Origin of the sequence: Phaeobacter sp. B1627 (assembly GCF_006265095.1) — a bacterium.
Lineage (GTDB): Bacteria > Pseudomonadota > Alphaproteobacteria > Rhodobacterales > Rhodobacteraceae > Epibacterium.
On record NZ_VCNK01000014.1, the window covers coordinates 187,820 to 202,646 of the forward strand.

Consider the following 14,827-nt stretch of genomic DNA (forward strand, 5'->3'; position numbering starts at 1 on the left):
ACGGCAAGGCCGGAGACGCAGACGGGACCGCAAGTGCAAAAGAGATCCCCCGCTGTCACTGCGGGGGATCCGTGTCAGATCCACAAGGGACCGTTAGCCCAGAACGCGGTCGCGCTGCGCGGTGTAGGTGCCCGAGGACTGGTGGATCCAGGAAGACGAGGCCTTCATCGACGCCATGGCGCTGTCGTAGATCTTCTTGTACAGCTCATCGCCCATGTTTTCCTGATGCACTTCCATCGACGCCTTGCCGAAGGCATCCCAGACGCTGTCTGGGAAGGACATGACCTTGACGCCACCGGCCTGCAGACGCTGCAGTGCTGCGCCATTGTTGGCGAGGAACTGGCTGAGGTTCCACTGGTGGGCCTCTGCGGATGCGATCTCGATGACTTTCTGGTGTGCAGGCGACAGGCCTTCGAAGACCTCGCGGTTGGTGGCCACCGACAGACCCGCGCCCGGCTCGTGGAAGCCCGCAGCGTAGTAGGTCTTGGTGATTTCCTGGAAACCCGCCTTTTCGTCTGCCCAGGGACCGATCCACTCGGTGCCGTCAATGGCGCCGGAAGACAGGGCCTGGTACACTTCGGAGCCGGGGATGTTCTGAACGGAGGCGCCCAGTTTACCCAGCGCCTTGCCACCGAGACCGGGCATGCGGAATTTCAGACCGTTGAAGTCGTCAGGAGAGTTGATTTCTTTTTTGAACCAGCCGCCGGCCTGCGCGCCGGTGTTGCCGCCGAGGAAGGATTTCAGACCGAAGATCTGACCCAGCTCGTCATGCAGCTCCATGCCGCCGTCCTGATAGTACCAGTTTGCCAGTTCCTGCGCGGTCATGCCGAAGGGCACAGCCGTGAAGAAGGCATAGGCCGGGTGCTGACCGACGAAGTAGTAATCTGCACCGTGGTACATATCGGCCTGGCCGGCGGTCACGGCGTCGAATACTTCGAACGCACCGACCAGCTCGCCTGCGGCCTTGAGGTCAACGGTCAGGTCACCGTCGGTCATTGCGGTGATGCTGTCGGCGACGCGCTGCGCGGAATCATGAACCCCTGCAAGGCCACGGCCCCAGGTGGTGACCATGGTCAGCGTGCGTTTGCCCTGCGCATAGGCCGGAGCGGCCAGAGCAGCGGATGCAACAGCGGCGGAACCGCCCATTGCGGATGTCTTCAGAAAGGATCGGCGATCCATGTGGTATTCCTCCCAAATCGTAATGGCCGCCCCCGGTGCCTTGAACAAGCACCCTTCCTCGCGCGGCCCTCTTGAAGTGGCACAACCCTACTGCGCCCGTGAAACATGTGAATACCAATTACTGCGTAGAGACCCCGCTTTTTTGCCTCCCCCTTGGGCATTCTTTGCCTCTCCACTAGGCATTCCACGAACGATTCTGTCGCCGGTGCCCCCATCGGTGCGGCTACATTGCCCCTTTCCCGCGGTTCTGGGGTTTGATTCTTCGCCTGCTTGCCGTAACGATTCGACCCTCACATCCCCGCCCTGTCGCCAAAGGCCAAACCGGGAGCCTCCTGATGATCCGGTTTCTGTTTCGACCGAATTACGCACAGAAACTTTCGCTGCTGGCGACGCTGCCGCTGATTGTTGCCTGCCTTGCCATTGCGGCGCTGGTGGCGTCGCAGTCGCGGTCCATGGCGGAGCGCGAAATCCAGGTTCTTGAACGCCAGCTGCTCGAGGCAAAGAAAGCCGAGCTGCGCAACTACGTCACCCAGGCCCGCAACGGGTTCATGCATATCTACGGCCCCGCCGCCCCCGACGACCCGGAGGCCAAGGAGCGGGTGACCCAGATCCTGAGTGCGATGATCTATGGCAAGGACGGGTTTTTCTTTGTCTACGACTACGATGGCACCAATCTGGTCAGCCCGCGCCAGACCGATTTCATCAACCGCAACTGGGCCGGTCTGCGTGACAAGCGCGGGGTGCCGGTTGTCGACCGGTTCATCGACATCGCCCGCCAGGGCGCCGGGTGGCACAGTTTCATGTGGCAGAAGCCCTCGACCGGCGAAGAGGCGCAGATGATCGCCTATGTCGTCGGCCTGCAGGACTGGCAGTGGGCGGTGGGCACCGGGGTTTTCATCGATGACGTGCTGGCCTCTGTTGCCAGTTCGCGCGCCGAGCTGGAAACCAGGGTGCGGCGGACGTTTCTCTATATTGGCGCCATCACTCTGGTGGCGCTGATCCTCGTCTTTGCCTCCGGCATGCTGCTGAACATCCGCGAGCGGCGCCTGGCGGATGCCAAGCTGAAAGAGCTGACCCAGAGGGTGTTTGACGCCCAGGAAGAAGAGCGCGGACGGGTGGCGCGGGAATTGCATGACTCCATCAGCCAGCTTCTGGTCGGGGTGCGCTACGCGCTGGAAACGGTCAAACGCCGCCTTGGCGAGGATGCGCCAGTGACGGCACGGGAACCGTTGGACAAAGGCGTCAACGGGCTGGCCACCGCCATTGCCGAAGTGCGCCGGATCAGTCGCGACCTGCGGCCCGGGGTGCTGGATGATCTGGGGCTTGGGCCGGCGCTGAAGGCGCTGACCGATGACTTTGCGCAGCGGACCGGCATCGAGACCGAATTCTCCACCGTTGTGTTCCGCAACCGGCTGGATCAGGAGGCGAAGATCGCCCTCTACCGGGTTGCGCAGGAGGCTCTGACCAATATCGAACGCCACTCCGGGGCCACGAGGGTGACGGTGGATCTGCGCGGTCATGCCAAAGGGGCCACCCTGCGGATCAGCGACAACGGATCCGGCCTGCCGCCCCGGCAAACGCCCGGCGGGCCCGGTATCGGGCTGCGCAACATGCAGGAACGGATGGAACAGCTTGACGGCACCCTGCGCATTCTGTCATCTCGCGGCGCTGCATCCGGGCTTGGCGGTATCAAGGGCAGCGGCGGCGGCACGGTCATCGAGGCCAGCCTGCCGCTCAGCCATCTTTTGCCGCCGGGCGACGACGTGGTCGCGCATCGCGCGCCCTGAGGGGAGACCACCGGATGACCATTGTGCAGAACGGGCGAACACGCCGAAAGGGACCAGACATGCAAGAGGCCATTACCCGCGTGATGATCGTGGACGATCACCCGATGGTGGCCGAGGGCATTCAGTCGATCCTCGAGAGCTATGACGACATTGCGGTCGTGGGCGCGGTCTCTGGCGGGCGGGACGCGATCGCCCAGGCAGAAGCCCTGGCGCCCGATGTGATCCTGATGGATCTGAACATGCCGGATGTGGGCGGGCTGAGCGCGACGGAGATCATCCTTGAACGCCGCCCCGAGACCCGGGTTCTGATCCTGTCGATGCATGACAGTCCGGAGTATATTTCGACCGCGCTGAGCCATGGCGCCATGGGCTATGTGTTGAAAGACGTCCAGCCCGAGGAAATCAAGACCGCCATCGATGCGGTGATGCAGGGGCAGCAATATCTCTGCACCGGGGCGGCGGGATCGCTGTCTCCACGCGGCGACGGGGCCGGACGCGAGGCGCTGACCGGGCGCGAACAGACCATCCTGCTGGAACTGGCACAGGGCAAATCCAACAAGGAAGTGGCCGGAGCACTCGATATTTCCGTGCGCACGGTGGAGACCCACCGCAAGAACATCAAGCGCAAGCTGGGCATTTCCTCGACTGCGGGCCTGACCCGCTATGCGCTGGAACATGGCGTCCTGCAGGGCACCGGACGCGGCATCTGACGCGGCCGCCACTCCGCCCCGCCGCTCCGCCCCCGCCCGCTCTGGTCCGGCTCACTCCGGCCGTGCCTGCGCTGCCCGCCCGCCAGACCACAGCCATCTGCCAGCATTCACCTGCCCCCCCCCAAAAAAAGAGCTGTGCGGCGCGGTTCATGATTTCAAAACAGATCCCACCCAGCCAAAATTGTGCCGAAAATGTCGCGCGGGGACGCCAGCGGGTAATAAAATGTCCAAATCATCGCCCAAAATGAGCCTTTTCCCTGTTGACCCTCCCTGCTGCGGACCATAATGTCCGTGAAAACGCATGATGGAGACCTTTGAGCGATGCCAAGGCTAGTCGTAAATGTAGGACACACGCGCATGGGCCGGTGACGGTAGACCATACTCAATCCCATGCGCCTCCGATCCTCAAAATCGGGGGCTTTTTCATGCATACCGGACCAAGTCTGAAACCGGCGAGATGCTGAAACTGAAGATGCAGAAACTGACGCGAAGAAAGACGATGTCGTGAACTGGAGCAAAGCAGATGACACGTGAGATGACCGGCGCAAAGATGATTGTTCAGGCCCTGAAGGATCAGGGTGTGGACACCGTATTCGGATACCCCGGTGGCGCCGTCCTGCCGATCTACGATGAGATCTTCCTGCAAAATGACATTCGCCACATTCTGGTGCGTCACGAACAGGGCGCGGTGCATGCGGCCGAAGGCTATGCCCGGTCCACCGGCAAACCCGGCGTGGTTCTCGTCACCTCCGGGCCCGGCGCGACCAATGCGGTCACCGGGCTGACAGATGCGCTCTTGGACTCGATCCCGCTGGTGGTTCTGACCGGTCAGGTGCCGACGTTCATGATCGGCTCCGATGCCTTTCAGGAGGCCGACACGGTCGGGATCACCCGCCCCTGCACGAAACACAACTGGCTGGTCAAAGACACCGACCGTCTGGCGCCGACCATTCACGAGGCCTTTCACGTGGCGACATCGGGACGGCCCGGGCCGGTGCTGGTCGACGTGCCGAAGGACGTGCAGTTCGCCACCGGCACCTATCAGCCGCCAAAGCCCACGGCCTCGCACTACCAGCCTGCCGTCAAGGGCGACATGGAAGAGATTGTCGAGCTGGTTGCCGCCATCGAGACCGCGAAACGGCCCGTATTTTATACCGGCGGCGGTGTCATCAACTCCGGCCCTGCCGCAAGCCAGCTGTTGCGCGAACTGGTCGAGGCCACCGGCTTTCCGATCACCTCGACGCTGATGGGGCTCGGTGCCTATCCGGCCTCCGGTCCGCAGTGGCTGGGGATGCTTGGCATGCATGGGCTCTATGAGGCCAATATGGCGATGCACGGCTGTGATCTGATGATCAACATCGGTGCGCGCTTTGACGACCGGATCACCGGGCGCATCGATGCCTTCAGCCCGAAGTCCATCAAGGCGCATATCGATATCGACCCCTCCTCGATCAACAAGGTGATCAAGGCGGACATCCCGATCGTGGGCGATGTGGCCCATGTGCTGGAAGATATCCTGAAGGTCTGGAAATCCCGCGGCCGCAAGGTGAACCGGGAGGGGCTGGCGAAATGGCAGGGGCAGATCGACGACTGGCGCAGCATCAAATGCCTGAGCTACGCACCCTCGGAAACCACCATCAAGCCGCAATATGCGCTGGAGCGGCTCGAAGCGCTGACAAAGGGGCGCGACCGCTACATCACCACCGAGGTGGGCCAGCACCAGATGTGGGCCGCGCAATACCTGGGCTTTGAGGATCCGAACCGCTGGATGACCTCGGGCGGGCTGGGCACCATGGGCTATGGCACCCCGGCCTCGATCGGGGTCCAGGTGGCGCATCCGGACGCGCTGGTGATCAACGTTGCGGGCGAGGCGTCGTGGCTGATGAACATGCAGGAAATGGGCACCGCGACCCAATACCGCCTGCCGGTCAAGCAGTTCATCCTGAACAACGAACGCCTCGGCATGGTGCGCCAGTGGCAGGAGCTGTTGCATGGCGAGCGCTATTCGCACAGCTGGTCCGAGGCGCTGCCCGATTTCGTGAAGCTCGCCGAGGCCTTTGGCGCCAAGGGGATCCTGTGCAAGGATCCGAAGGATCTGGACGATGCGATCATGGAGATGCTCGACTATGACGGGCCGGTGATCTTTGACTGCCTGGTGGAAAAGCACGAGAACTGTTTCCCGATGATCCCTTCCGGCAAGGCGCATAACGAGATGTTGCTGGGCGATGCGGAGACGCAGGGCGTCATTCAGTCCGGCGGCGCTGTTCTGGTCTGATCAACATGAGTTGTTGCGGGGCGCGATCCTGATCGCCCCTGCCCCGAAATGCGAGGAAAGGGACTGACATGTCTGCCCTACACATCAAAAAAGGCGCCAGCAAACACTCCGCCTACAACCTGCGCCCGAATTTCTCCGATACGCAGGAACGCCACACGATCACCGTGCTGGTGGAAAACGAACCCGGCGTTCTGGCCCGCGTCATCGGTCTGTTCGCAGGCCGGGGCTACAATATTGACAGCCTGACCGTCGCCGAAGTGGACCACACCGGACATCTGAGCCGGATCACGGTGGTGACCACCGGCACGCCCCAGGTGATCGAGCAGATCAAGGCGCAGCTCGGCCGGATCGTACCTGTGCACGAGGTCACCGATCTGACGGTCGCCGGTCCCTTCGTGGAGCGCGAGCTGGCGATTGTCAAAGTCGTCGGAGAGGGCGAAAAGCGGGTCGAGGCGCTGCGGTTGGCGGATATTTTCCGCGCCAAGGTGGTGGACAGCACGCTCAGCAGCTTCATCTTCGAGCTGACCGGCGCGCCCGACAAGATCGACGCCTTTGCCGATCTGATGCGGCCGCTGGGCCTGACCAAGATCGCCCGCACCGGCGTCGCGGCCCTGTTGCGCGGCGAATGATCAAAGGCACCGGAGGGCCGAGACCCGCCCTGCCCGAACAATTCGGCCCCGTACAATCCGGCCCCGAACAATCCGGCAGGGGCTGGACGCTTTGGTGTCGGCCGACTGAGAGCTGGCTGGGTTGAAATGAGAAAACGCACCCCAAGGGGTGCGTTTTATGCAGTCGGGGACCAGACTTTCGGGGACCGGACGGGGACGGCGGGGACCGGGGCACACAGAACCGGGGGGGGGGCTCACGCCCGCAACAGCTCCGGAAACGGGAGGATTTTGGCGCTGGTTCTTTCCACAGATGGCGCTCCGTTTCGTTCCTGTGCGGTGCCTGTGCCTGCACCTGCCGCCGAGCGGTCATGCAATGGCCGGTCGGGGATCGACAGGGTGGTTATCTGCGCGCCCTGAAAACTGTTCTCGCGAGAACTGTTGTCATACCTGCGGGCATCCTTCGCCTGCTCGGTCGCCTCACCGCAATCTGTGCCAGTATGTGACCCACTATTTGAGAGGGGTTTTGGTGCCCGCAGTCGCCCGAGATTTGGCTCGCGCAATGCCATGTCGCGCCCGGGCGCATCCCGGCCGGCCCGAGTATCGCGGCGTGCAGATTCACCGCTGCCGCGCAATGCATCTGCCAGACCGCTGCGGCGGCTGTTCTCCACCACGCGCACATTCTCTGCGATCCGCAGCGCGCCCTCGTAGCGGGTTTCGAACTCAACAAGATCGCCCTTGCTCATCAAGAGCTGGCCGACAGCCCCCTCGGGCAGTAGACTATATGCTAGGTCTCTTTGATCCTCACACCAGATAACCGCCTTTTTCCGGGCAGCATCTGACCAGACGACAACTCCGATCATTGCGCGCACTCCGCGTTTGCCTGTCTCTATTGTGCGTCAAATCTGCGCCGTCAAACATCCCCAATCTCAAGAATTGGGAATTGCAATTTGTGTCGGCCTTGATACGGTACAGCGTCAGCCAAACCACTTTTGCCGCTATTTCGCGTCGGGTCCTGACGCCATCCAGGAGCACACCAACCGGAGTTGCGGAACTAACATGTTGAAAGCCAACCGATCTCCCGCTGAATTGAGAACCGTATTTGGCGAGAACCTGCGCCGCCTGTCGCGTGATTATCCCTCCATTTCGGAACTGTCCCGCCGCCTGGGGATCAACCGCACCCAGTTCAACCGCTATATTTCGGGAGAGAGTTTTCCCCGACCGGATGTGCTCGACCGGATTTGCAGCTTTTTCGGTGTTGACGCCCGTATCCTGCTGGAACCGGTGCAATTGATGGACCCGGTCAAGGAACACGTGGTCCACAGTGCCTATCTGAAGGAATTCTTCGACACCGGCATCACCCGGGTGACCGAAGAGGTGTTTCCATCCGGCTTTTACCGCTTTACCCGGCGCAGCTTTATCAGCGAGGACAGTTTTGTCGTGGGCATCGTCCATGTCCACCGGATCGATGGCGTCACCTATATCAAAGGCTACGAACCCCGGGCCGGCATGCAGTTTCAGGGGTTGTCGACCTCCGGCAGGACGCGTGAGTACCGCGGCTACATGACCTGCCACGAGGACGGCGTCGCCTTTGTCCTGAGCCGCCGGAACTCCTTGACCCATTCCTTCAACTACCTGGCCCGGGTGTCCGCAGCGGAAAACAGCCTCTGGACCGGCTATGTGGCGCGCTCCATCCGCGAAAGCGAAAGCGGCGAACGGGTGATCCGGATGATCTACGAATACCTCGGCCCGCAGGTAAAGGACGCCATCGCGGCGGCCCGCGGCGCAGGCTTTACCGATGCGCCGGACATTATCCCCTTTCACAAGCGGATGCTGCAGCTGGGCACGCCGTTCAAATAAAGGGGTGCGCCTCGGGCGTCCGGACCAGCCGGTACAGATGCCAGCTCGAATGGCCGAGCCAGGGCAGGACCACCATCAGCCCGAGAAACCCCGGCAGCAATGCGAGAAAGGTCAGGGCGGCAATCCAGAGGGCCCAGACGAACATCTGCAGCGGATGCGCCTGCACATAGGTGAAACTGGTGATCATCGCGGTGACGAAATCGATCTCGCGGTCCAGCAGCAGCGGCAGCCCCAGCACCGTGATCATGTAGATCAAGAGCGCAAATACGGCCCCGACGCCGCTTCCGACCGCCAGCATCAAAAGCCCCTGCCCGGTCAGGAAGACCTCGGTCGAGGTGGAGACATTGACCATCGGCATGTGGCCCAGGAACAGGGCAAAGATCATATGGCCGAGAAAAAACCAGAATAAAAACATCACAATGATGGTGGCGCACAGGGAGGGCAATTGCCGTGCGCCCTGCGCCACGATCACGCCGAAGATCCGCTTGCCCGTCAGGGGGTGCCCCATATCGATACGATGCGATACCTCATAGAGGCCGACGGCGGCAAAGGGGCCGATCAGCGGAAATCCGATGGCCGCAAGAACCAGCCAATAGCTGGTCCCGGTCTGCACTGTGATCCAGAGCATGGCCCAGCCAGCCAGCACATAGACCCCGGAAAAGAGCAGCCCATAGAACGGATGCGCGCGAAAGTCCCGCCAGCCGCACTTCAGCGCGGCACTCAGAAGCGGTGTGGTGACCGGCCTCAGGTCCGGCACGCCGAGGGGGCGTTCTGTCGTCGGATGAGCTGCGCTCTGCGTCATGATCCTGCCTCCCTTTTTGCCGTCTCTGTCGGCTGCGCTACCCGCTGTTGGCGGCCCTGACTCCTGTTGCTCGCGCTGGCTTCTGTGGGCTGTCCTGTCCTCTGATTGCCACCCCAGCCGGAGCCCCTCCCGTTCGGCCTGCCGCTGATCAGCCCTGCGTTGCGCCGCAGTGATACCCCTGCCCCAGCCCGAGAACAGTGGCGTCGCTGCCGTGCGGACCGATGATCTGCAGCCCTATCGGCAGCCCCTGCGCCCCGCGGCCGGAGGGCACCGCCAGCGCCGGAAGCCCCAGCAGGCTCGCAGGCACAACCACCTCCATCCAGCGATGATAGCTGTCCATTGCCGTGCCCGCAATCTCGGTGGGATATTGCCATTCGACTGGAAACGGCCAGCATTGCGCCGTCGGCAGCAGCAGCGCGTCATAGGTCTCAAACAAATGCGCAGCCGCCCGCATCCAATCGGAGCGGAGATCAGACGCCTCCTGAACCTGCGCCCCGGAGAGCGCCAGCCCCCGGTCGAATTCCCAGATCGCGGTCTCTTTCAGCTGCGCGCGCTGCCCCGCCAAGGGCCGCAACCGGGCCGCCACCGCATAGGACCGCAAGGTGATCCAAGATTGCCAGATCTGTGCCGCCGGAAAGGGGGCGTCCAGGCGGTCGATCCGGTGACCCAGGGCAGACAATCGGGCCAGTCCGGTTTCGCAGGTCTCCAGCACCCCCGGCTCCATCGGATAGGCGCCGCCCCAATCCCCGAGCCAGCCGAGCCGCAGCGGACCCGGAGACGACAGCGGCTGTACCGGATGCGCGCCGCGCGCCATTGGCACACGCGGATCGCCCCCCGCCATCACGTCCAGAAGCAGGGCGAGGTCTTCGGGGCTGCGCGCCATCGGGCCATTGCACGACAGCGGGTGCAGGAACAGATCGCCCTGCGGCTCCGATGGCACCCAGCCCCAGGTGGGGCGGAAGCCGTAGACCTCGTTCCAGCCCGCCGGGTTTCGCAGCGACCCCATCATGTCCGACCCATCCGCGAGCGGCACCATTCCGGTCGCCAGCGCGACAGCCGCCCCGCCCGAAGAGCCGCCGGCAGAGCGGCTCGGATCCACCGCGTTGCGCGTCGCGCCATAGACCGGGTTGAATGTGTGCGAGCCAAGGCCGAACTCCGGCGTGTTGGTCTTTCCGATGAAGATCGCACCGGCCGCGCGCAGATGCGCCACAAAGAGGTCGTCCGCTGTCGCCTCCTGGCCGGCAAAGATAGGCGACCCCAGCGCGCTGACGAGCCCCCTCGCATTGGCCAGATCCTTGATCGCCATCGGCAGACCGTGCAACGGCCCCCGATCCTCGGGCGGGACGGCATCCGCCGCACGCGCCTCGGCGCGCAGCTCCTCGGCGTCGCGCAGGGCGACGATTGCGTTCAATTCGGGATTGCGCTCGGATATCCGGGCCAGGCTGGCCTCCATCAGCGCCTCTGCGCTCAGTGACCCTGCCCGTATTTCGCGCGCCAGCTCCACGGCTGATCTCTCACACAGCGACATTTCATACCCCGTTCGATCCCATTCCCAAGGAGCCTAGGGCGCTGACAATGATCTGAAAAGTCCGAAAACCACGAAAAAACAAAACGGTCGCGTCCTGCCCGCAGGCCCCCGTCAGGGGGACTGCCACGCCCAACGCCGATCGGGCCGCGCAGCGGTCCGCAGCGGGGGCGGGAGAGCCACCGGCGACGGTTGGATTATGCGTCGCCCTGGGCGTCAGCGCGGCTCTTGCCGGACACTTTCATCGCCAGTGTTGCCGCCATGAACCCGTCCAGCGCACCATCCAGCACCCCTTTGGTATCCGAGGTCTCATGGCCGGTCCGCAGGTCCTTGACCATCTGGTAGGGCTGCAGCACGTAGGAACGGATCTGGTTGCCCCAGCCGGCATCGCCCTTGGCCTCATGAGCGGCGTTGATGTCGGCGTTGCGACGGTCCAGCTCCTGTTGATAGAGCCGCGACTTCAGCGCTTTCATGGCGATGTCGCGGTTCTGGTGCTGGGATTTCTCTGACGAGGTCACCACGATTCCGGTCGGAATATGGGTAATCCGGACGGCGGAGTCAGTTGTATTGACGTGCTGACCGCCAGCCCCTGACGACCGGTAAGTGTCGATCCGGATATCCGAGGGGTTCACCTCGATCTCGATATTGTCGTCGACCACCGGATAGACCCAGACCGAGCTGAAGGAGGTGTGCCGTTTCGCCGCCGAGTCAAAGGGAGAGATCCGCACCAGGCGGTGGACGCCCGACTCGGACTTCAGCCAGCCATAGGCGTTGTGGCCGGAAATCTTGTAGGCGGCGGATTTGATCCCCGCCTCTTCGCCTGCGCTCTCGGACTGCAGTTCGACCTTGTAGCCCTTTTTCTCGGCCCAGCGGACATACATCCGCGCCAGCATCGACGCCCAGTCACAGCTCTCGGTGCCGCCGGCGCCGGAGTTGATCTCGAGGAAGGTGTCATTGCCATCCGCCTCGCCGTCCAGCAGCGCCTCCAGTTCTTTCTCGGCGGCCTTCTCCTTCAGCGCTTTCAGCGCCTCTTCGGCATCGGAGACGACTTCCGCGTCCTCTTCCATCTCGCCCAATTCGATCAGTTCGATATTGTCAGCCAGATCCTGCTTGATGGACCCGTAGATATCGATGGCATCGACCAGCATCTGCCGGTCGCGCATCAGTTTCTGCGCCGCATCGGGATCGTCCCAGAGGTTGGGATCCTCGACCCGCGCATTGAATTCTTCCAGCCGGAATTGCGCGGTTTCCCAATCCATCCGCTGGGCAAGAAGGTCGAGCGATTTTTCGATATCAGCCACGATGTTCTGGATCTCGGCGCGCATGAGCTTTCCTTGAAGTCTGGTTTGAGTGTGGGTGATACCGCACGACCGGGACCACTACAAGAGCACGGACAAGCGGGACCGCCGCCCGCCTGCCCGTGCTCTGTGAGCCGGTCTGTGTCAGTAAAGTCCGCCGGAGCTGACATCCCCGAACGTCGCCTTGGGCCCCAGCACGGCCGTGCCGCCGCTGGAGGTGGTCACCTGACGTCCGGATTCGGTGACTTCTTCGATCAGCGGCAGGTTCGAGCCCATGCCAAAGCCACCGTCGAAGGTCATGCCAAAGATCGGCTCTTCGCCATCGCGGAAATACTCCGCCACCACATAGGCGCCGCTGGCCTCATTGGGCAGGCGCCCGCCGGTATAGCGGTCGATCTTGATGAAATGACCACCGGGCGGCACATCGAAGGGGCCGCCGCCGAATTTCTCCGTGGCCTTAGTCATGAACTGCTGAAACACCGGCCCGCAGAGGGTGCCGCCATAGGCGCCCCGCCCCATCGGACGCGGCTGGTCATAGCCGATATAGCAGCCCGCCACGATGTTCGAGGTGAAGCCCACGAACCAGGCATCGCGGCTGTCGTTGGTGGTCCCGGTCTTGCCCGCGGTCGGCACCGGCAGGTCAATGACGCTCGACGCGGTGCCGCGATCCACGACCCCCTTCATCATCGACGTCAGCTGGTAGGCGGTGATCGGATCCATCACCTGTTCGCGGTTGGTCACGATCCGGGGCGCCCGTCCGGGGTCCAGATCGGACCAGGAACAATCGACGCAATCGCGGTCGTCATGGCGATAGATCGTCTTGCCAAAGCGGTCCTGAATACGGTCCACCAGCGTCGGCTCCACCCGCTCGCCGCCATTGGCAAACATCGCATAGGCCGCCACCATCTTGTAGAGCGTGGTTTCCTCCGACCCCAGCGAGTTGGCAAGGAACGTCCCCATATTGTCATACACGCCGAACCGTTCGGCATATCCGGCAATCACCGGCATCCCGACTTCCTGCGCCAGACGGATCGTCATCAGGTTCCGGCTCATCTCGATCCCGGTCCGAAGCGGGGTGGGGCCGTAGAATTTGTTCGAGGAGTTCTTCGGCCGCCACAGGCCTTGCGGGGTGTCGATCTCGATCGGAGCGTCAATCACGATCGTCGCAGGGCTATAGCCGCTGTCGAGCGCCGCCGCATAGACAAAGGGTTTGAAGCTGGAGCCCGGCTGGCGTTGCGCCTGCGTGGCCCGGTTGAACACGGAATGCTGGTAGGAAAACCCGCCCTGCATCGCCAGAACCCGGCCCGAATTCACGTCCATCGCGACAAAGCCGCCCTGCACTTCGGGGACCTGGCGCACGGACCAGTTCTGCAGGGTCTCGCCCTCGCGGATCGCCAGCGCGTGGATCACATCGCCGGTCGCGAAATTGTCCTGAAAGTCGCCCTTCATCCACTTGATGTCAGAGCGCGGTACGGTGCCGGTGCCGCTGACGCTTTCGATCCCGAGGGTGAGCGCGTTCTCCTCGACCCGGAGTACCACCGCAGGCAGCCAGGCGCCGTCCATCGTGATGATGTCACGGGCCACATCGGCCTCTGCCAGCGCCGCGCGCCAGCTGTCCTCATCGCCAAGCGCCTCGGCAGGCAGGGTCAGTCCGGTGCCGCGCCAGACTTGGCGGGCGCGGTCGAATTTCTCCAGCCCCTTGCGCATGGCAAGGGCAGCCTCGGCCTGCATTTCCTCGTCAATGGTGGCGCGGATGGTGAAGCCGCCGGTAAAGAACTCGCCCTCGCCGAAGTCGACCGACAGCTGGCGACGCACCTCATCGGTGAAATAATCCCGCGGCGGCAGGGCGGTGCGGAAGGCGTCGAAATCGCCGTTCTGAACCGAGCGCAGCGGCTGTTCCACCTCGACCTGGTAGACCGCATCCGAGATGTAGCCGTTTTCCTGCATCTCGCGCAGCACATAGTTGCGGCGTTGCAGCAGGCGCTCGCGCTCGCGCACCGGGTGGTAATCCGAGGGCGCTTTGGGCATGGATGCCAATGTCGCGGCCTCATGGGGGGCCAGTTCGCCCAATGTCTTGTTGAAATAGGTCTGCGCCGCCGCCGTCACCCCATAGGAGTTCTGGCCGAGGAAGATCTCGTTCAGATAGAGTTCGAGGATCTTGCCCTTGCTGAGGGTTTCCTCAAGCCGGGTGGCGAGGATGATCTCCTTGATCTTGCGCTCGGCCTGACGGTCGCCGGACAGAAGAAAGTTCTTCATCACCTGTTGGGTGATGGTGGAGGCGCCGCGCACATTGCGGCCCCGCGACTGCACCGCCTCGACGGCCGCTGCGAGAATACCGCGCGCGTCGTAGCCTGCGTGGCTGTAGAAATTCTTGTCCTCGGCCGAAATGAAAGCCTGTTTCACCAGATCGGGGATTTCGTCCGACGGGGTGAACAACCGGCGTTCCTTGGCGAACTCGTCAATCATCTGCCCCTCGCCGGAATAGATCCGGCTGATGGTGGGCGGCTGGTATTGCGCCAGTGATTCATGGCTGGGCAGATCGCGCCCATAGACCCAGAAGATCGCGCCAACAGACAGTGCCAGCACCCCGATTCCTAAGGTTATGGTACTGAAAACAGCTCCGAAGATGGATAAAACAAACCTAAGCACAGTATGGGCCTCTCTCGCACGGTGCCGCTTATATAGGGCGCATCGTGACAAGCGTCAAAACGAGATGCTGTGACGCGCAGGACATCACCAGCCGGGAGTGGAAGTGATCATAGCAGATGTGCGGCGGGCTGTATCGT

At 62.8% G+C, this 14,827-nt stretch carries 11 protein-coding genes; 5 read left to right on the forward strand and 6 right to left on the reverse strand.

What is annotated here, in order from left to right:
- Positions 1–93: 93 nt before the first annotated feature.
- On the reverse strand, positions 94–1,179 hold the full coding sequence (locus FGE21_RS08870; protein ID WP_139662933.1) for a TRAP transporter substrate-binding protein: 1,086 nt from the start codon (positions 1,177–1,179) through the stop codon (positions 94–96).
- 335 nt (positions 1,180–1,514) lie between these two features.
- Between FGE21_RS08870 and FGE21_RS08875 the strand changes: the two genes are divergently transcribed.
- The 4 genes from FGE21_RS08875 (at position 1,515) to ilvN (ending at position 6,580) form a co-directional block, all read left to right on the forward strand.
- Entirely contained in the window at positions 1,515–2,966 is a 1,452-nt protein-coding gene (locus FGE21_RS08875; RefSeq protein WP_139662934.1) for a cache domain-containing protein, read from the forward strand.
- Positions 2,967–3,025: 59 nt separating this feature from the next.
- Complete coding sequence (locus FGE21_RS08880; protein ID WP_139662935.1) at positions 3,026–3,676, forward strand: response regulator transcription factor; 651 nt, start codon at positions 3,026–3,028, stop codon at positions 3,674–3,676.
- Positions 3,677–4,199: 523 nt separating this feature from the next.
- Positions 4,200–5,951, forward strand: coding sequence for an acetolactate synthase 3 large subunit (locus FGE21_RS08885; RefSeq protein WP_139662936.1), 1,752 nt, complete (start codon positions 4,200–4,202; stop codon positions 5,949–5,951).
- A gap of 68 nt (positions 5,952–6,019) precedes the next feature.
- The gene (gene ilvN / locus FGE21_RS08890; protein WP_139662937.1) at positions 6,020–6,580 is read left to right on the forward strand and encodes an acetolactate synthase small subunit; all 561 of its coding nucleotides are present in this window, start codon (positions 6,020–6,022) and stop codon (positions 6,578–6,580) included.
- 233 nt (positions 6,581–6,813) lie between these two features.
- Here ilvN and FGE21_RS08895 read toward each other — a convergent pair whose 3' ends face one another.
- Positions 6,814–7,419 carry a hypothetical protein gene (locus FGE21_RS08895; protein ID WP_139662938.1) on the reverse strand — a complete coding sequence of 202 codons (606 nt, stop codon included), beginning with the start codon at positions 7,417–7,419 and terminating at the stop codon, positions 6,814–6,816.
- A 196-nt stretch (positions 7,420–7,615) separates the two neighbouring features.
- On the opposite strand from FGE21_RS08895, the gene FGE21_RS08900 reads away from it, so the two are divergent.
- Positions 7,616–8,416 carry a helix-turn-helix domain-containing protein gene (locus FGE21_RS08900; protein WP_139662939.1) on the forward strand — a complete coding sequence of 267 codons (801 nt, stop codon included), beginning with the start codon at positions 7,616–7,618 and terminating at the stop codon, positions 8,414–8,416.
- On the opposite strand, the gene FGE21_RS08905 is transcribed toward FGE21_RS08900, so the two are convergent.
- From FGE21_RS08905 to FGE21_RS08920, 4 genes are all read right to left on the reverse strand, one after another.
- Entirely contained in the window at positions 8,409–9,218 is an 810-nt protein-coding gene (locus FGE21_RS08905; RefSeq protein WP_139662940.1) for a DUF2189 domain-containing protein, read from the reverse strand. The genes FGE21_RS08900 and FGE21_RS08905 overlap by 8 nt on opposite strands.
- Positions 9,219–9,366: 148 nt before the next feature.
- On the reverse strand, positions 9,367–10,746 hold the full coding sequence (locus FGE21_RS08910; protein WP_139662941.1) for an amidase: 1,380 nt from the start codon (positions 10,744–10,746) through the stop codon (positions 9,367–9,369).
- Between the two features lie 194 nt (positions 10,747–10,940).
- Positions 10,941–12,068, reverse strand: coding sequence for a peptide chain release factor 2 (gene prfB, locus FGE21_RS08915; RefSeq protein WP_139662942.1), 1,128 nt, complete (start codon positions 12,066–12,068; stop codon positions 10,941–10,943).
- Positions 12,069–12,185: 117 nt separating this feature from the next.
- Positions 12,186–14,690 carry a penicillin-binding protein 1A gene (locus tag FGE21_RS08920; protein WP_139662943.1) on the reverse strand — a complete coding sequence of 835 codons (2,505 nt, stop codon included), beginning with the start codon at positions 14,688–14,690 and terminating at the stop codon, positions 12,186–12,188.
- Positions 14,691–14,827 lie beyond the last annotated feature (137 nt).

Bases quoted from the DNA above. Each gene is read 5' to 3' on its own strand.
- FGE21_RS08870 (WP_139662933.1), bottom strand. From the start codon at position 1,179: ATGGATCGCCGATCCTTTCTGAAGACATCCGCAATGGGCGGTTCCGCC.
- FGE21_RS08875 (WP_139662934.1), top strand. From the start codon at position 1,515: ATGATCCGGTTTCTGTTTCGACCGAATTACGCACAGAAACTTTCGCTG.
- FGE21_RS08880 (WP_139662935.1), top strand. From the start codon at position 3,026: ATGCAAGAGGCCATTACCCGCGTGATGATCGTGGACGATCACCCGATG.
- FGE21_RS08885 (WP_139662936.1), top strand. From the start codon at position 4,200: ATGACACGTGAGATGACCGGCGCAAAGATGATTGTTCAGGCCCTGAAG.
- ilvN (WP_139662937.1), top strand. From the start codon at position 6,020: ATGTCTGCCCTACACATCAAAAAAGGCGCCAGCAAACACTCCGCCTAC.
- FGE21_RS08895 (WP_139662938.1), bottom strand. From the start codon at position 7,419: ATGATCGGAGTTGTCGTCTGGTCAGATGCTGCCCGGAAAAAGGCGGTT.
- FGE21_RS08900 (WP_139662939.1), top strand. From the start codon at position 7,616: ATGTTGAAAGCCAACCGATCTCCCGCTGAATTGAGAACCGTATTTGGC.
- FGE21_RS08905 (WP_139662940.1), bottom strand. From the start codon at position 9,218: ATGACGCAGAGCGCAGCTCATCCGACGACAGAACGCCCCCTCGGCGTG.
- FGE21_RS08910 (WP_139662941.1), bottom strand. From the start codon at position 10,746: ATGTCGCTGTGTGAGAGATCAGCCGTGGAGCTGGCGCGCGAAATACGG.
- prfB (WP_139662942.1), bottom strand. From the start codon at position 12,068: ATGCGCGCCGAGATCCAGAACATCGTGGCTGATATCGAAAAATCGCTC.